This window comes from Paenibacillus agaridevorans (assembly GCF_003112455.1).
Lineage (GTDB): Bacteria > Bacillota > Bacilli > Paenibacillales > Paenibacillaceae > Pristimantibacillus > Pristimantibacillus agaridevorans.
Genome location: NZ_BDQX01000356.1, coordinates 34,335 through 52,749 on the forward strand (window position 1 = coordinate 34,335; position 18,415 = coordinate 52,749).

The following is an 18,415-nucleotide window of genomic DNA, read 5'->3' on the forward strand; positions in this document are numbered from 1 at the left end:
CGCTTGCGTGGGGCGGGCTGATCCAATATCGCGGCAGATGGCTGTTTGCCCAAGGCTGGGATGCGGCGAACGGCGACAACGAGATGTACTTCTATAGCGCAAATGTACGATAGGCGCATTAGCATGAAGCAGTGATGCAAAAGTCTCCGCTCCGAATATCACCGGATGCGGAGACTTTTTTTTACCGCATAAAAACCCTCCATTCGAATCAAAAAATAACGTATCGTTATTTCTTCCGTCGCTTTAAAATAAAAGGAGGCGAGAGAGCAGCGAAAGGAAGAGATAGAATGAATGTCAGACGTTTGCTGCAATGGCTGTGGCCGGATACGCTGAAGGGCAGATTGAGCATTTTGCTTATTTTCGTGACGATTACGCCTATTGTGCTGATCGGGATCACTTCTTATTTCTGGTTTTACCAGGTTCAGATGGAGAAAATCAATGCCAGCTACGAGACGGTGCTGCGCAGCGAGCGGGACGCGCTGGAGAAGGCGTTCGACAATCTGGCGAGCGTCTCGCAGCTGCTGGCTGCCGACGGAGGATTGGGCGACGACATTGCGCTGTACATGCAAAGCGAAGATCCGCTCGAGAAGACCAAGCGTTTCCGTTCGATCGATCGTTCTCTTACGAATATCATTTATTCCAACCCCTCGATCCATTCGTTGTTTGTTTATTTCGAGGAACATTATAAAACGATTCAGTTCGAGTCGGCTCCATTAAAGCATCGTTTCATGATCGCATCGATGGATGATATGCCGTTTGTGCCGCTGTTTCAGGCCAACCAGTTGACCTATAACAGCCCTCACCCGACGGTGCTTCATAATTCCGACAAAACGGTGCTGTCATTGCTGCGGCCGATTTCCTACGGCAGCGGTCAAACTTATTACGTCTATCTGGAGACGGAATGGGGACAGCTTGTCCCGCCCGCGGGAGATGGTGCCCAAACCGACGATGTCTACCATTTGCTGGTCGGCAACGACGGCGCGATCCGCTACAGCAATCTGCCGCTTGAGCTGCGCGAAGGGGCGAAACTGGACGATGAGCGCGTCGCTTTGCGCGCCTACAAGTCATTTTCCATGACCGGCAAAAACGGATGGGAGCTGGTATCCCTGGTCAAGCGGAGCGTGTATGAGAAGGAGGTTCAGCAATGGCGCATCCTGTACGTCATTATGTCCTGTCTGTCGCTGGTGCTGACCGTCGGCGCGGTTTCGTATATTTGGAGGATGGTGTACCGTCCGCTTCAGACGATGAACAAGGCGATGAACCGCTTTAGTCATGACGGCAACCACTTGCAAAAGCTGCACACCCGCTTGACGGAGTTTGAAGTGATCTATTCCAGCTTCAGGGATATGAGCCGCCGAATCGTCGAATTGATTACAGAGGTGGAGCTGAAGGAAAAACGGAAGGGCGAGCTGGAGGTGGAAAAGCTCATTTCCCAGATTAATCCTCATTTCCTGCACAACACCTTGAATACGATTCAATGGCTGGCGCTGGAGAAGGGGCAACGCGAAATTTACGATCTGGTAAAGGTGTTTACGCGGGTGCTGCAATACAATTTGGGCAAAAGAAGCATGATCGTGAAAATCCGCGAGGAGCTTGCCGCGTTAAACGACTATATCGAGCTGCAAAATATTCGTTACGATCATCGTTTCAAGGTCGATTCCACCGTGGATTCGGATATTGCCGAGGTGCCGATTCCAAGATTCGTGCTGCAGCCGATCGTGGAAAATGCGTTGTACCATGGCATAAGCAGCGAGCAAGGCCGCATTACGGTCAAGCTGAAACGAATGACCGGGCGCTATATTCTGATTACGGTCGCCGACAGCGGGCAGGGCATGAGCCCGGACACTGTGACCGCTTTGCTCAAGGGGGAAGGAGGCAAGTCGACCGGCATTGGCATCGGACTGAACTACGTGCAGAAAATGCTGGATGTGCATTACGGCGACGCGGCTTCGATGAGCATCGACAGCCGGATCGGCGAGGGGACGACCGTCACGATTATGATTCCGGACAGCGTGAAAGGGGAGGAAGAACATGATCAAGGTATTGCTCGTGGATGACGAACCGTTGGTGCGCAGAGGCATACGCAGTATTATGCCGTTGTCCGATTTCGGCATGGAATGGGCCGGGGAGGCGTCCACTGCCGAGGAAGCGCTGAAGGCGCTGGACGCCGGGGGAATCGATCTGGTGCTGACCGATATTTCGATGCCGGGCATGGACGGGCTTGCTTTTATTCGAAAAATGCAGACGGACCATCCGTCCGTCCGTTCCGTTGTTATTACCTGCCATCAGGATTTTGATTATTTGCAGCAGGCGCTGCGGCTTGGAGCCGTCGACTATATCGTCAAAACGCAGCTTGATGACGATTCCGTTTACGACCTGCTGGGGCGAATCTCCCGCCATGTCGAACGGCATGCCGAGGCGGAGCAGGCCGAACTGGACCCGAGCATTCGCAAGCGGCTGGCTGAGCGTTGGAGCTCGCTTCATTGGGTGGCGCGCGAGGAATTGTACGAGACGTTGTCGGCGGATACGCTCCGCGTATTCGACGCCGCATCATGGAAGGAATTATTGACGTATTGCACGAAAGGCGAATGGCAACGATTTTGCCCGCTGCTGGCCCCGGAGATCGACCGTGTTGGCACGCAGCTGGGGACATTGCACTCCATACCGGAGCTTCTAGAGTGGGTGGAGCTGTTTCGCGACGCGGCCATGCACCGGTTATGCCTGACGATGTATTCGGAGCAGGTCATCGCCTCGATTATGCAGGCGCTCGATCTGTTGCGCGGCGTGGAAGACGGCAGATGGAGCCAGTCCGATATTTGCAAGCAGGTCGGGATGAGCGTCAGCTATTTCAGCAAATGCTTCAAGGAAATTGTCGGCGTATCTTTTGTCTATTATGTGCAGGAGATGAATTTGCGGCATGCGCAGTTGCTGTTGGAGGCAACCAATCTGCCGATCTATGAGGTGGCGGATAAATCGGGGTTCAGCGACGAGAAGTATTTCGGCAAAATATTCCGCACAAAGCTGGGCTGCTCGCCGAGCGAATATAGGCTTCAAAGCCGAAGCAAGCGGTGAGCGGCGGCGGGCGCACGGCATGCGGGCAATAGGCAACGAGGAAATCGGACAATCGGCACGTTTTTTTATGTGCGGAATGTCCGGTTTTTTTGTTGCTGAGGTTGTACGCAATAAATTTATCCGCCCAATGCGGCAAAAGGGCATGTAACGCCTGGCGGCGGCGCGGCGCTACAATATAGACATAGAGACGGAACCGGAATGAGCCGGAAGGAGGGTTAGCAACGATGAAAGTAAACGTACATCGCGCCGAGATCAATCCGATTATAGCGCCCGAGCATGTAAAGCCATCGCGACCCGATATGGAGGTCATCGGCGTTTTTAACGCCGGGGTGTCGAAGCTGGGAGACGAGGTTATCCTGCTGCTGCGCGTGGCCGAACGTCCTGTGCCGAACGACCCGGAGGCGTATTTGACGCCAATCTGGCGCCACGAGACGGGAGCGCTGGACATCTTGCGCATCGAACGAACGGAGGATGCGGATTTCTCCGACCCGCGCGTCATTCGGACGCCGTACCAGAACTATTTGACTTCGATCTCCCACTTGCGCGTTGCGCGCAGTTTGGACGGCTACAACTTCCGGATCGACGAGAAGCCTACTGTGCTGCCGGAGACGGAATACGAAACGTTCGGTATCGAGGACCCTCGCATTACCGAGCTGGAGGACGGTTATTACATTACGTACAGCGCCATTTCGCCATCCGGCATTGTCGTGCCGCTGTTGCATACGCGAGACTTCGTGTCGTTTGAACGCAGAGGCATCCTGTTCCATCCCGACAACAAGGATGTCACTTTGTTTCCCGAGCGTATCGGCGGCCGTTATTACGCGCTGCATCGCCCGTCAAGCTCCCACTATGCGAAGCCGGACATCTGGATCGCCGATTCCGACGATCTGCTGCGCTGGGGCAATCATCGGCGCATACTCGGCGTCAGGGAAGGCGGCTGGGACGGCGGCCGCATCGGGGCAAGCGCGGTACCGTTCAGGACGGAGCGCGGCTGGCTGGAGCTGTATCACGGCGCGGACGAGGACAACCGCTATGCGGTAGGGGCCGTGCTGCTCGATGCGGAGCGGCCATGGCAAGTGCTTGCCCGCTCATCCCGTCCGATTATGGAGCCGGAGGCGGCTTTCGAAAGGGACGGTTTTTTCGCCAATGTCGTGTTTCCATGCGGAGCGCTTGTGGAGGGGGATACGATCAGGCTGTATTACGGCGCCGCCGATCGTTCCGTCGGTTATGCCGAGCTCAGCGTGCGGGAAGTGCTGGCGTCGCTTGAGGGGGAAGAGGCATGAGCAGGAAAATAAAATCGGCCGGATTGCGCGATCTGATTTACAACCGCTATCTATATGCATTGGCCGTGCCGGCTGTACTGTTCAGCATCATTTTCGCTTATTTGCCGATGATCGGCGTATCGATCGCGTTTATGGATTTTAATCCGCTCAAGGGCATATTCGGCAGCGAGTGGATCGGGCTTGACAATTTCAGCTTTTTTTTCCGGGGCCAGGCATGGATACAAATTACTTTAAATACGGTGCTGTACAACATTTCGTTTATTGTGACCGGAACGCTGATGTCGCTGACGCTCGCCATCATGCTGACGGAGCTTGGTCGCAACTGGCTGGTGCGAACGATGCAGTCGCTCATGATTTTGCCCAATTTTATTTCGTGGCCGATCATCGGTTTGTTTTCCGTAGCTTTTTTTACTGCGGATACGGGCGTCATCAACAGTCTGCTAGTCAAGCTTGGCTGGGAGACGATCGCTTTCTATACCGATCCGGAAGTTTGGCCGCCGATTCTGGTGCTGATGAATTTGTGGAAGACGGCCGGCTTCGGAGCGATTGTTTATATGGCAGCCATTGTGGGCATCGACAAGGAGTTGTACGAGGCGGCCAGAATCGACGGCGCTTCGCGTCTCTCCTGCATCTTCCGCATTACGCTGCCGTTGCTGCGGAGCACCGTCGTGCTGCTGTTCCTGCTCAGCATGGGCAATATTTTCGGCGGCAATCTGGACATGATCTATTCGCTGGTGGGCGACAACACCTTCCTGTTCCGAACGACGGATACGATCGATACGTATGTGTTCCGCGCGCTGCGCACCTCCGGCTCGATGGGGATGACGCAGGCCATTGCGCTCTATCAGTCGGTAGTCGGCTTCGTGCTGGTTATCGTGGCGAACAAGGTCGCGTCGCGGCTTGACAAGGATTCCGCATTATTTTAGGAGGGAAGGCAGCATGAAAAATTCCAGGCAAGACCGCATCATGTCCGTATTGTTCTATCTGTTTACCGCATGTTTTGCCGCAGCGTGCCTGTACCCGTTCTGGCTGGTGCTGTCAAGCTCGGCTACGGCGGAAGTGACGTTGCTGCGCGACGGTTACCGGCTATTTCCGGAACAATATTCGCTGGCGGCTTACAAGGCGATTTTCTCGTCTTCCACCATCCCCGACGCCTATCTCATTACGATATTTATTACGGTGGCCGGAACGGCGCTCAGCTTGCTCGTCACCAGCATGGCGGCGTACGCCTTGTCCGGGCGCAGACTGCGCTTTGCGCCGCATATCTCGCTGTTTTTCTACTTTACGATGTTGTTTAGCGGCGGCATGGTATCGAGTTATATTCTGATCACCAAGTATCTCCATCTGGGCAATTCCATCTGGGTCTATATATTGCCGGCGCTGTTGTCGCCGTGGAATATGTTCCTGATGCGCAACTTCTTTAACGACATTCCGAAGGAGCTGTTCGAATCGGCGAAGCTGGAAGGCGCGGGAGAGGTTGTCATCCTGCGGTCGATTGTACTGCCGCTATCGCTGCCGGCACTGGCGACGATCGGCTTGTTCTACGCGCTTGGCTACTGGTCCAGCTGGATGCCGGCGATGCTGTACATCGATGATACCAAATTATTTTCGCTGCAATATATCATTATGCAAATTATTCGCAACGTCGATATGGCGCAAAATATTGCGGTAGCAGGCGCGCAATCGACCGCTCAGATCGCTCCGGCTTATACGGTGCGGCTGGCAACGGCCATTGTGACAGTCGGGCCAATCATTTTCCTGTATCCGTTCTTGCAGCGTTATTTTGTGGGCGGATTGAAGGTAGGCGCCATCAAAGGCTAAGTCCGGCGTTTGCGCCGGTTGGCATACAGCATTACGATATAAAACGGGAGGGTTCACACATGAAACGATGGGGAAAGCAAGGATCGATGCTTTTGTTGGCATTGTGCATGGTCTCGACCATGCTCGCGGCGTGCAGCGGCAAAGACAATAACAACGGCAATAACGGCGGCAATAACGGTAAGGTCGAGGCGACGCAGACTCCGGCCGCAGGAGAAGAACAAGGTTCGAAGGCGCCAGATCCGGCCACTCTGAACATCATGTTATGGGGCGACAAGCCCAAGCAATTCGACCAGGTCGTTGCCGAATTCGAACGCAGAACGAAGGATACATTGAACCTGAAGCTCAACTTTACGTTTACGCCGCAGGCCGATTATGTCAACAAGCTGAAGCTTAAGCTGTCTGCCGGCGAGCAGGTCGATATCGCGTTCGACGCGCCATGGATGAACATGAACACGTTTATTGCGCAGGACAACTATACGAATCTGGACGAATATTTTAACAACGATCAATACCCGGGCCTGAAAAAAGCGTTTGGCGAAGGTTTCCTCGACAATAACCGGTTTGTCGGAGCGGATGGCAATCTGCATGTGTACGGCGTGCCTCTGGGTCAATATTTGGGCGATCTTGGCGCGATCTACTATCGCAAGGATCTGGCTGAGAACTACGGCATAGGCGAGTTGTCGACCTATGAGGATTTGCTGGCCTTTTTCGACAAGGTGACGGAAAACGATAAAGGGATGATTCCGTTCGTGATCAAAAACGACGGAAATTATGGCGCAGTAGCGACGATCGAGGTCAACAAGTCGGCGCCGGTGAAATACGAGAAGGGGCTATGGCCCATCACGCTTGGACCGAATGTGGACGGCACCGTCCTGATTCAGGATAACAAGGTTGTGACGGCCAGCATTAAAGGCGAAAAGCAGGAAGCGATCGCATCGTTCCCCGAACCGTTCAATCAGGCGGACTACAGCATATTGGAGACGGTTCGCGAATGGCATGAAAAGGGCTACATCGAGAAGGAGCCGATCGTGCGCAAAGACGCCAGCGGAACGTTCTCGGCGGGAAGAGCGGCGGCGATGATGGAGGGATTGTCCAATCTCGACAATATTAAAGCGCAGCTTGCGGCAGGCGTGCCTTCGGCCGAACTGGGCGTATTCCTGACGGCCCAAGCGGCTCGCGACAAAGTGCAACCGAATCCCGGATATATTTCGGACTTCCGCGTATGGAACTTCCTGGCGATTCCGAAAACGTCGATCAACGCCGACCGGGCCATGTCGTTTATTAACTGGCTGTTCGAAAGCCAGGACAATCACGATTTGTTCGAGCTGGGCATCGAAGGCACGCATTGGGAAGCGATCGGAGACGACAAATTCAAATATCCGGATGGCGTCGATCTGAGCCAAAACTATGTGTTCCCCGGTTACATGCTGACTTGGAACCCTAATTATATTCGCCTGTCGGAAAATGTGCCGGACAATCTGGTTGACGCGTTCCGCTACCTTGCCGACGAAAAAACGTATGTCCGCTCCGCGCTGGCCGGCTTTGCCTTCAATCAGGAACCGGTCAAAAACGAGCTGGCCAATCCCGATTTTGGCACTATTTCATCCGATGAGCTGGCCTACAAGCTTGGCATGGTGCCGGGTCCCGCGGAGGGCTTGACGAAGCTGCAGCAGAAATGGGAAGCGAACGGCAGGCTGCAAGCCGATATTGCCAAAATCAAGGAAGAGCTGATCCGTCAGACGCAAGAGTTCCTGGATCAGCAGGCGGCGCAGAAATAGGCGGAAGTGAGAATAGCGAGAAGCGGCATGAGATCGTGGGGGGCGGCGGAACCGCTCCCCTTGAAGGAGGCATATGGATGATACGCAAAGTGAAGCAAATGCCGGATATGCCGCAGCCCTATGCGATGCGGAACTGGAAGCAGGTAGCGACAGCCTATGATCGGCTTGTGTTCGATGCCGAAGCAACCGGCGATTTTTTTCCGCTTGTGTGGCGCGACGACACGCCAGGCGGAACGGGCAAGCCGGCTTTCGGCTTGCCTTCTTATTTGGGCGGCCGGCGCGGCGAGAACGGGCACGAAGCGATTAACACGGCGACTGCCGTGCTTGGCGCCACGTTGTGCGGCATCGACAAGTCGAATCAAAATGGCGTCAACTGGGTGGAGATGCTGGAATGTTATTATGGCGGGGAGCAGGCGGCTCCTCTGTTCCTGAATCGGAGAAACGGCCGCGCGGGATCGACCTTCTGGTACGAGATTTATCCTCATGCGTTAATGTATGCGTTAACCGATCTGTATCCCGACACGGGCAATCTGGACATGATGATGCGCAGCACGGCGGATCAATGGCTGGACGCTTGCAACAAGCTGACGGGAGAAGACGGCGTGCCCGACTTTGACCATCTGTCCTTCGATTTCGATACCGGCAAGCCGGTGGACAACGGCCGCTGGCGCGGTCCGGATGCCGCCGCCGGCGTTGCCTGGCTGCTTTATATGGCGTACAAGCGTTGGAACGACAGCGGTTACCTGGACGGAGCGCGGCGTTGCCTCGCCTTCCTGGAGCGGCGCAGCGCCAATCCGTTTTATGAGGTGCTGCTGCCCTTCGGCGCTTGCGTGGCTGCGCGGATGAACGCCGAGCTGGGCGATGCCCATTCGGTAGACAAATTGGTCAACTGGGTGTTCGACGGCGACAGCGAATGCCGGCCCGGCTGGGGGGTCATTGCCGACAATTGGGGCGGCTACGATTGTTACGGGCTGGCCGGGAGCATCACCGATTGGGGGCAGCGTTGGGATGCCGAAGGGGCGGGGCCATGGAAGCCGTTCGACGGCGAGCGGAGCGGCTACGCCTTTACCGCCAACACCTTTGCGCTCGCTTGGCCGCTTGTGCCGCTCGTTCGCTACGACAGCAGATTTGCGCCGGACATCGGCAAATGGATGCTGAATGCCGCAAATGCGGCCAGGCTGTTCTACCCTGGAGCGCATTCCGGCAAAGCCCAGTCATGCGCGTTCTATAAGCCGGATGCGGATGATGTCATCGCGTACGAAGGGTTGCGCAAATGGTGGGATCACCAAAGCCCGTATGCGACCGGCGATCCGATCCGCTACAGCTGGGGGGCGATCGATCTGGGGCTTTACGGCTCCTCCCACGTCGGCATTTTTGGCGGCATGATCGAGCAGACCGATGTGGAAGGCATACTGCGACTGGATTGCCTGAGGACCGACTTTTTCCGCGAGGCGGCGCATCCGACTTCTTTGTATTATAATCCGCACAACGAGGAGCAGGCGGTTACGATCGATGGAAGCGGAAGCGACTTCGGCGCCGTCTACGACGCTTATGCGCATAGCCCGGCAACGCTGCGGAACGGCAAGCTGATCATACCCGCTCGTTCGGCGGTGCTGGCCGTCCTGCTCCCCGAAGGGGCGGATGTCGCGGAGTCGGACGGCAAGCGGTATTGCAACGGAATTGTCATTGACTACAATACGGGGGCGTAGCCCTGCTATGATGGAGGTTTGATTGTTTATGCTTCAGTTTCATCATCACCCGCAAACATGCGGTCAACTGCTGGAGTCCTATCGCGGCCACAGAGAGCCGGTGACTGGCGCGAAGCTTCGGTTCGAAGGCGTGGATGGCAGAGACGTTTACAATATTACCGCCGCTTTCGCGGACTATGGCGCTCCGGTGCTGGCCGGCCGCGTCGAAGCGCGCGATACGGAGTTTTCCTGCGTCAAGTTTTTCCGTCGGAAGGAAGGCGGGGGGCAGAAGGACGGCAGCTGGCAGGTCGATGAAGTTTTGCCTGAGCTGGCATTGCAGGACCCTTTTTATACACGTATTGGAGAGGAACTGGTTTTTGGCGGCGTCCGTGTCATCGAGGATGAACAAAATCCGGGCAAAATCAAGTCGTGGGAAACGGTATTTTCTCGCGGTGCGAGCGTTGCCGAGCTGCAGCCGTTTCTGGTCGGGCCGAGCCATATGAAGGATATCCGGATGGTTCAGCTTGCGGACGGCGCGATCGGCGTATTTACCCGTCCGCAAGGGGAGAAAGGCGGCAGAGGGAAAATCGGCTTTTTCAAGGCGGCTTCGCTCGAAGCCGTTACGCAAGCGGATATTGCCGAAGCGCCGTTGCTTGAAGGCATGTTTATCGACGAGGAATGGGGCGGAGCCAACGAAGCGCATCTGCTGGCGAACGGGCTGATCGGCGTGCTCGGCCATATCGCCTGGTTTGACGAAGCCGGTCACCGGCATTATTACGCGATGACGTTTGCGCTTAATCCCGATACGCTGGAACGCACGCCGCTCAAACTGGTTGCCGAACGTTCCGATTTTCCGGACGGACCGGCCAAACGCAGGGATTTGCAGGATGTCATTTTTAGCGGCGGCCTGATTCGCAACGGCAACGGATGGGCGGAATTGTATGTCGGCGCCAGCGACGCCGAGGCATATGTGATTACCATTCCCGATCCGCTGCTGGAGTACGAGGGACTATAACCGACCGACATTAAATGTCATTTCTGTGTTGATGTAAAGGTCAAGCTTCTAAGCATACGCGTACCAGACGCGCACGGAAGACTTGAAGGTCAACACGCCAGGTTCGATCTCCGTCGCTGCATCCCCTGCGGGGAAGGACGCGGCTTTAAACAGAACAGGCTCGAAGCCGCGTCCCGGCGTTTCCTCGATCTTGCAAGGCACGGCGGAGAGAGAGACGCCAATCGTGTCCGCGATAACCCGAGCCTTGGCGCCCGCGTCACGGACGGCCATAGTCAGCGCTTCTTGCCTGGCGGCGGCGGAGCCCTTCGACCTGAACGACACATTGGTGACGGTGTTCGCGCCATGCGAGACCGCCGCATCGATGACGGTTCCCGCATTCTCCGTGCCGGGGAGCGTAATCTCAAGCAGATGCGTAACTTTGTAGCCGCGGAACTGCTGTTTTCCATCGACATAATCGTATTGCGGTTCAATGGTGAATGCCGCCGTCGCTATCGCCTGCCTGGGAATGCCGAGCGCCGTCAGCGCTCCGATAATGGACGAAATGGCAGCCGCATTCTCCTTCTGCAGCTCCGCCAGCTTATCTCCTTCACTGATGACCCCCAGCGTTACACTCGTCTCGTCGGGCTTCGCCGTCGCGGCCCCTTCTCCCGTCACTTCGATTGTTAATGGACATGCTCCGTTATGTTGATCGTTCATTCCATCATCCCTCCCGGTTGCACTCTTTTTAAAGGATATGACAATATCTTATGTCATTAGACGAAACGGTCCTGCAGGAAGTTTCGGATCGTGGATCGTGCCTCCAACTTTGGACGGATTTATCAACCCTCCTGAGGGATAGCTTTGAACCAACCTCAAGCCCGTTACGACAGAATCTCATTTCCTGTAAATTTGAGGAAAACCAGGAGAGAGGTCGTTGGACGTGATGGAACATAAGCTCATGCGTTGGTTCAAGCAAGAAAGAGGAATGATCGCGACAGGATTGTTAGGTTTTGTATTGGCGATAGGATGCGCATGCTGGGCGCTGGTTGCAGGGGCGGAAACAGGAACGGACGGGAATCTTTGGAAAGCTGTTTCGTTTAATTCGGCGCTTGGCCTGTTCCTTTTGTCGACTGCCGCGATTATGCCCGTGTCGGGGATGGGGCATAAGATGGCGGCTTTTTTTCGAGTTTCGTATATTTCGCTGGCTCTTTATTCTTATTTTGCGGAGACGGTGCAGCATATACGAGGCGTTAATCCCAGATTTCCCGTAAACGGCTCGCTTTTCGACGTAATTGTGGCTGGAGGTTTCACCCTGGTCGCGCTTCTGCTGGTCGTGTTTTACGTCCTGTTCGCGAGCTATTTTTTCAAAAAGAGGACTTTGGAAAAAAATCCCGAGCTTGTCCTGGGGACACGGTATGCGATGCTTTCCATTATGGTGTCCTTTGCGGGAGGCGTTGCGATCTCCGTAAACAGCAGCAGATTCGTGGGCGCGGAAGGCAATCTGATCTGGCTGCACGGTTTGGGCTTTCATGCGATTCAGGCATTGCCGTTCATTGCGTGGCTGGCCGCCGGAACGATGTACGCGCACGCCAGTCGCCGCATGTTGGTTCATATATCCGGCATTGCGTTTTTCCTGGGCTTAATGGCGATGGGCTGGCAGACGCTGCTTGGCCGCGGGCTGCTGGAATGGTCGGCGCTGCCGTTGACCGCGGCCGCCTGCTTTATTCTCGTCACCGCAGCTGGGGCAAGGGCTTTGCTTGGAAATCCCGGCTTTGGAGACCGCAAGAAGAAAGGAGCCAAACATTCTGAAACGCATGTTCTTTGATGAACCCAAAAGTAGATATGCACCGTCAGGCGTTTTCTTTCGCATATGAAGGGATATGTTCGGGGTCTACGAAAGAAAGATAACGTGTGGTTGTTCCCCTTCAGGGGCTTCTATCGAGGCATGCTCACCGCAGCAGCATGTGCAATGAGCACCGAACAGACATGGGAGATGCTTTAGACCAGAATTGGCAATAGAACAGAGAGGACCGTGAGGGCGAACTTCCCTGAAGGTTTTTCTCAAATTTATTTATAAAGTTTCACTTTTATAATTAGGCTTATACTTCATCGGTAAACGTGCTTGTCCAAAGGACGGCGTTAGCCGTTTATACTTGATTTACAAAACCTCCACTTTAGCGTGTTGTCCTCTAACGCTATAATGGTTTCCAAGAGGCAAGGCCGGCGCAGGCTTTGCTGTATGGGAGGCACAGAGGATGTCGGGTAGAGGAAAGAGACTGCTGGAGCTGTTCGCCGCTTCTTTGAAGCTTGGATTAACGTCGTTTGGCGGACCGGTTGCTCATTTGGGTTATTTTCGAGAAGAGTACGTCAATCGGCGAAAGTGGCTGGACGATGGAAGTTACGCGGACATGGTCGCGCTGGCCCAGTTCCTGCCGGGACCTGCCAGCAGCCAGGTCGGCATTGGCATCGGTATTATGCGCGGCGGCTTGCTGGGCGGCTTGATTTCGTTCCTTGGCTTCACGCTGCCATCCGCAGCTGCTCTCGCTCTGTTTGCTCTGCTGTTAGAGGGAATGGGCATTGCCGATGCCGGCCCACTGCATGGCCTCAAGCTCGTAGCGGTCGCCGTTGTGGCGCATGCGGTATGGGGAATGGGGCAAAAGCTGGCGGCGGGACGCGCGCGCATGACGCTTGCGCTGGCGGCGGCCATCGCTGCCTTGTTATGGGAGGCCGTGTACGGCCAGGCAGTCGTCATCGTGTTGTCCGCCGTGCTGGGATTGTGGCTGTTCCGGGAGCAGGAGCACGGGGCTGAAAGCGCCCAGTCAGGCAAGGGAGCAACAAGTTTTGGCTCGTTGCCGCTTAAAGGCGCCGATAGCGGCTCGGCTGCGACAGTTGTCGCTGGCGCGGGCAACCATCCAGGACTTTCGCGTAGAACGGGCGCCATTTGTTTGCTTATATTCTTTTTGCTTCTTGTGCTAATGCCTGTCGCCAAGGAGCTAACCGCAAATCATTGGCTGGCGCTGATGGAGGGTTATTACCGCTCGGGCTCGCTCGTATTCGGAGGCGGTCATGTCGTGTTGCCGCTGTTGGAGCGGGAGGTCGTGCCGGTGGGGTTGGTGACGCAGGAGCAGTTCCTCACGGGCTACAGCGCGGCGCAGGCGGTCCCGGGTCCGCTGTTTACGTTCGCAGCTTACCTTGGCGCTGTATCGGATGGTGCTATGGGTGCGATAGCGGCTACCGCGGCCATTTTCCTACCCGCCTACCTCCTGATGGCAGGCGTAATGCCGTTTTGGCATAGTCTTCGCCAGCGGCCAAACGTTAAGCGGGCGCTGGCGGGGGCGAACGCCGCCGTCGTCGGCATTTTGCTGGCGGCTTTGTACGATCCCGTCTGGACCAGCGCGGTAACCTCCTCCGCCGACTTCGCGCTTGCGGCAGTGCTGTTTATTCTCTTAACTTATTGGAAGCTGCCGCCTTGGGCCGTCGTAATCATCGGAGCGCTGGGGGGCGTTTTGCTAAACAGTTTGTATCCGTAACCGTCCTGATGACAGATTATCGACGTCATGCCGAAAAGCCGTCCGGTTGCATCCTCCCGAAGGGTGCTGCCGAATGGCTTGTTTGCATGGCAGGCATTGCACTTCTCGCGCCGACGTCTTATCATGGAATAGCTCCCGTTTTTGATAGAGGAGCAACTTGAGGACTTGTCGATTTTGCCGCAGGCTGGCTGATAGACGCATGGAAAGGAAGAACGTACGATGGCACAATATTTGCCCCCAAGATGGAGTACCAAGTCGATATTGGTATTCTCGATTATTATGCTTGTCAAAAGCTACCTCACTTGGACCGTTCTGTTCGAGAACAGCTCGTTCAAGACGGTGTGGCTGAAAGAGCTGCCTATTATTCTCATTATATTCTGCATCATCGAATGGTTTTCGACCAAACGCAAATTGCTTATGTACCTGATCGTCAATCTTTTGATAACGGTCCTGTTTTTTACTCTTATCGTGTACTACAGACACTTCGGAATCATTCCCACTTATCATGTTCTAGAGCAGGCCGATCAGGTCGGAGCGGTAAAAAAAAGCATCTTTTCCGTCATCCATCCGAAATATCTGCTTATTTATATGGATATTCTCATCCTTGCCTACGTCTTGCTGCGCCGACGCATTGCCGTAGGCTGGAAACGCGCGTTGTCCGCGAGGACGAGCCGCAAGACGGTGGCCGCCGTATTTACCATCTCGCTGTTCGCTTGTTTGTTTAATATTCTTCCACACACGGAAAGTATTAACGAAACCGTGCAGGCGGAGCAGATGGGCATCCTCAATTACGAAGCCTTCAGTCTTCTGGATAACGATGAGGAAACGCCTGTCGAGAAAGAGCTGATCACTCAATCATCGATCTATGATTTAAAAGGCATAACGGAATCGGAATCGCCTGTCCTGTTCGGCAGCGCGAAGGGAAAAAACGTGATTCTCGTGCAGATGGAATCGTTCCAGAACTTCCTGATCGATCTAAAGATCGACGGGCAAGAAATTACGCCCGTCATGAACGCTCTTGCCCATGGCAACTACTATTTCCCCAGGTTCTATCAGCAGGTCGGACAAGGCAATACGTCTGATGCGGAGTTCGTCGTAAACACTTCGTTCTACGTCCCCCCTGACGGACCCGCCACGCAGATTTATGCCAAGAAGGAGCTTCCCAGCATGGCAAGACTGCTGGAGTCGCACGGCTACGACACCGCTACGTTCCATACAAACGACGTAGATTTCTGGAATCGCGAGGATTTGTACCAAGGGCTCGGCTTTAATCGCTATTACGACAAGGCGTTTTTCGGCGAAGGGAACGACGAGCTATGGTTCGGTCCTTCGGACGAGGTGCTGTACGACAAGACCGCAAAAGAGCTGCAGCGCATGGATGCAGGCCCGGATCCGTTCTACGCGCATGTGATCTCGATGTCCGCGCATAACCCGTTCTCGCTGCCCGAAGAGAAGCAGAAGATGGTTTTGCCGGAGCGTTACGAGGGGACATACGTCGGAGATTATATTCAATCCCAAAACTATGCGGATTACTGCTTGGGCATATTCCTCGAGGATTTGCGGGAGCGGGGGCTGCTGGAGGACAGTCTGCTCCTGTTCTACGGGGATCATCGCGGACTTCCGGTTTTCTCGCTTGACGAGGAGGACCGCGTGCTGCTGGAGGAAATTTTCGGCGGAACCTACGTCGAACGCGAAATGATCAACGTGCCGTTCATTATCGCGGGAGAGGGCGTCACGACGCCGGCCGAGTTCCAGCAGCTTGGCGGACAGGTTGATATTTTGCCGACGCTGGCCAACCTGCTGGGCCTATCCATGAAGGAGCAGATCCATTTCGGGCAGGACTTGCTGAACCAGAAACACTATAATCTGCTGCCTCAGCGTTATTATTTGCCGACAGGCTCGTTCGTCAACAACGAGGAGCTGTTCCTGCCGGGGAGCGGGTTCGAGGACGGCAAACATTATACGTTGTCCGGGGGCGATAGCACCGAAGCGTCAGCTTCGACGGAAGACGAGTTCAACCGCGCGCTGGAGCTGCTTCATCTATCGGACAGCTACGTGAGCCAGTTGCCGGACCGTGCGGAACAGGTTAATGGGGAAGACTGACGGAAGCCAGTCCTCCCGGCCGTCGGCAGAGCTGAATTGCGCTCGGATAAGCCCTATTTATTTCTGCGTCCATTTGCGTTAATATGAACTTAATATTATTTTTTATGCAACTATTTGATAGGGAAAGCCGTCGTTAATAGACGGTTTTTGTTTTGTACCCGTGCGGTCGTGTGCAGTCCGGTTCAGTTAAGGGAGAGTGGGCAAGTGAATACAGTATTGAATGTCTACCGGAAGTCGCCGTTCTGGGCAAGCTTCGTTCTGATCATGTTAAAGATGGTATTGTTCCGGCAATTTACGTTCGGCGAGTTTGCCGTATCAGGATTGCTTACGGATGCCGCGGCAGTACTGACGCTGATTTGCTTGGTGGAGTTAATGACGACAAGCAGATGGAAGCCTGTTGTCTTTGGCGTATTCAACGGAGTATTGTCGCTCCTGCTATTCGCCTGCTGCGTCTATTTCTCCTTTTTCGGGAGCATTCCGACCTACACGGCGCTGCATGGTCTGGATCAGGTTGGACAAGTAAAGGATAGCGTGGAATCGGCGATCCATGTAAAATTTTATGTCCTGTTTGTCGATTTGGCGGTACTTATTGGATTATGGCTGGCAACTTTGCGCAGCAGGGGGAAACGGGAAAAGAGCCGTCCGGCGGCCAAGCCGCTTTATATGGCAATCGGGATGGTGATCGCCATTGCGGCGTCCTTCCTTTATATTCGCATGGATCTGGACATTCCGAACGAGCTTGTGCAATCGAAGCGGCTGGGCGTGCTCAATTATCAAGTGGCCACGGCCATTAACGAGAGCAGGCTCAACAGCGCGATCAAGGACGGATCTGTGGCAGTGACGCAAGAGGCACTGTCTCAATTGGAGAAGGGCCATGCCGGGGGAGGCAAAGTGCCGGCGGGCACCAGCAGCTATTTTGGCGTGGCCAAAGATATGAACGTGATCGTCATTCAACTGGAGTCGTTCCAGGATTTGATGATAGGTCTTGAAGTGGACGGTCAGGAAGTGACGCCGGTCTTGAACGACCTGATTGGCGAAGGAGCCTTTTATTTCCCTAATGTATTCCAGCAAAATGGGCAGGGCAATACCTCGGACTCCGAGTTCATCGCCAATACAGGGATATACGCGACCGGCTCCGTCGCCATGTCCAAGGGCTTCGGAGACCGCGAGGTTCCCAGCATGCCGCGTCTTTTGGGGGAGCGCAACTATGTGTCGAATACGTTCCATGTCAACGATGTGACATTTTGGGACCGGAACAATATGTATCCCGCCCTTGGGTTTACGACGTATTATGACAGGCCTTACTTCATTAATGATGAGTTCAACGCTCTCGGCGCCTCCGACGGGGAGATGTATCGTGTCGGGCTGGAGAAGCTGACGGAGCTGCACGGGAAAAATCAGCCTTTTTACGCACAGTTCGTTACGACCTCCAGCCATCATCCGTTCTGGATCCCTGGAAAATTTCTTAACATCCAAGTCCCGCAGCGTCTGCATGGCACCCAGCTGGGCCACTATATCACGGCGATTAACTATACGGACAAGGCGATAGGCGAGCTGATCGAAGGGCTGAAGGAGAACGGCATGTGGGACAATACGGTCATTATGCTGTATGGCGACCACTACGGCCTCCAGGTCAAGGATAACGATCCCGCTTGGGTCGAAGAAGTGCTTGGCGTCAAATATGACGACCGGATCAGCCGCTTCAACGTGCCATTTATCATTCGGGTTCCCGGTGTGGAAGGCAAAACGATAGAGCAAGTGGGCGGTCATGTCGACATGATGCCGACGCTGGCTAACCTGATGGGCATTGATTTGAAGGCCGAAAACTTTACTTTCTTTGGCAAGGACCTGATCAATGCGACAAGCAATGTCGTTGGCATGCGGTATTATATGCCGACGGGGACATTCTTTAATGACGAAATTATGTTTGTGCCGGGAGAAGGCTTTGATGATGGAGAAGCTTTCGATCTGAAAACATTTGAAAAGGTAAAAGATTTTAGCCAGTATCGAAGCGATTATGATTACGTGCTGGAATTAATGCGATTGTCGGATGGTTATGTTAAGCTGCTTCCGAAACGCGCGCCATAGTCTGTAAATAATAGAATGATACGACAGTTAACGGCACTGCCGCAAACGAAAGGACGAC

General features: G+C 54.6%; 13 protein-coding genes. 12 read left to right on the top strand and 1 reads right to left on the bottom strand.

Going from position 1 to position 18,415, the window contains the following annotated elements; genetic code table 11:
• The first annotated feature begins 287 nt into the window (after window positions 1-287).
• The 8 genes from PAT3040_RS27495 (at window position 288) to PAT3040_RS27530 (ending at window position 10,657) form a co-directional block, all read left to right on the top strand.
• Window positions 288-2,057, top strand: a complete 1,770-nt coding sequence (locus PAT3040_RS27495; protein WP_181376874.1) for a sensor histidine kinase — start codon at window positions 288-290, stop codon at window positions 2,055-2,057.
• Complete coding sequence (locus PAT3040_RS27500) at window positions 2,032-3,072, top strand: response regulator (RefSeq protein WP_108995197.1); 1,041 nt, start codon at window positions 2,032-2,034, stop codon at window positions 3,070-3,072. The genes PAT3040_RS27495 and PAT3040_RS27500 overlap by 26 nt, the downstream gene beginning before the upstream one ends.
• Before the next feature lie 224 nt (window positions 3,073-3,296).
• Window positions 3,297-4,355: a glycoside hydrolase family 130 protein gene (locus PAT3040_RS27505; RefSeq protein ID WP_108995198.1), complete on the top strand. Its 1,059-nt coding sequence runs from the start codon at window positions 3,297-3,299 to the stop codon at window positions 4,353-4,355.
• The gene (locus PAT3040_RS27510) at window positions 4,352-5,281 is read left to right on the top strand and encodes an ABC transporter permease (RefSeq protein ID WP_108995199.1); all 930 of its coding nucleotides are present in this window, start codon (window positions 4,352-4,354) and stop codon (window positions 5,279-5,281) included. The genes PAT3040_RS27505 and PAT3040_RS27510 overlap by 4 nt, the downstream gene beginning before the upstream one ends.
• Window positions 5,282-5,294: 13 nt before the next feature.
• Complete coding sequence (locus PAT3040_RS27515; RefSeq protein WP_108995200.1) at window positions 5,295-6,176, top strand: carbohydrate ABC transporter permease; 882 nt, start codon at window positions 5,295-5,297, stop codon at window positions 6,174-6,176.
• A 59-nt stretch (window positions 6,177-6,235) separates the two neighbouring features.
• Window positions 6,236-7,954 carry an extracellular solute-binding protein gene (locus PAT3040_RS27520; protein WP_108995201.1) on the top strand — a complete coding sequence of 573 codons (1,719 nt, stop codon included), beginning with the start codon at window positions 6,236-6,238 and terminating at the stop codon, window positions 7,952-7,954.
• A gap of 77 nt (window positions 7,955-8,031) precedes the next feature.
• Window positions 8,032-9,663, top strand: a complete 1,632-nt coding sequence (locus tag PAT3040_RS27525) for a hypothetical protein (protein WP_108995202.1) — start codon at window positions 8,032-8,034, stop codon at window positions 9,661-9,663.
• Window positions 9,664-9,691: 28 nt separating this feature from the next.
• Window positions 9,692-10,657: a DUF1861 family protein gene (locus tag PAT3040_RS27530; RefSeq protein ID WP_108995203.1), complete on the top strand. Its 966-nt coding sequence runs from the start codon at window positions 9,692-9,694 to the stop codon at window positions 10,655-10,657.
• 48 nt (window positions 10,658-10,705) lie between these two features.
• Here PAT3040_RS27530 and PAT3040_RS27535 read toward each other — a convergent pair whose 3' ends face one another.
• Window positions 10,706-11,353, bottom strand: coding sequence for an SIMPL domain-containing protein (locus PAT3040_RS27535; protein ID WP_108995204.1), 648 nt, complete (start codon window positions 11,351-11,353; stop codon window positions 10,706-10,708).
• Between the two features lie 226 nt (window positions 11,354-11,579).
• Here PAT3040_RS27535 and PAT3040_RS27540 point away from each other — a divergent pair, with 226 nt between their 5' ends.
• From PAT3040_RS27540 to PAT3040_RS27555, 4 genes are all read left to right on the top strand, one after another.
• Window positions 11,580-12,461, top strand: a complete 882-nt coding sequence (locus PAT3040_RS27540; RefSeq protein ID WP_373863979.1) for a hypothetical protein — start codon at window positions 11,580-11,582, stop codon at window positions 12,459-12,461.
• Window positions 12,462-12,891: 430 nt separating this feature from the next.
• Window positions 12,892-14,166, top strand: a complete 1,275-nt coding sequence (gene chrA / locus PAT3040_RS27545; RefSeq protein ID WP_108995206.1) for a chromate efflux transporter — start codon at window positions 12,892-12,894, stop codon at window positions 14,164-14,166.
• Window positions 14,167-14,385: 219 nt separating this feature from the next.
• On the top strand, window positions 14,386-16,269 hold the full coding sequence (locus tag PAT3040_RS27550) for an LTA synthase family protein (protein ID WP_108995207.1): 1,884 nt from the start codon (window positions 14,386-14,388) through the stop codon (window positions 16,267-16,269).
• A 204-nt stretch (window positions 16,270-16,473) separates the two neighbouring features.
• On the top strand, window positions 16,474-18,357 hold the full coding sequence (locus PAT3040_RS27555) for an LTA synthase family protein (protein WP_258235190.1): 1,884 nt from the start codon (window positions 16,474-16,476) through the stop codon (window positions 18,355-18,357).
• The last annotated feature ends 58 nt before the right edge of the window (window positions 18,358-18,415 follow it).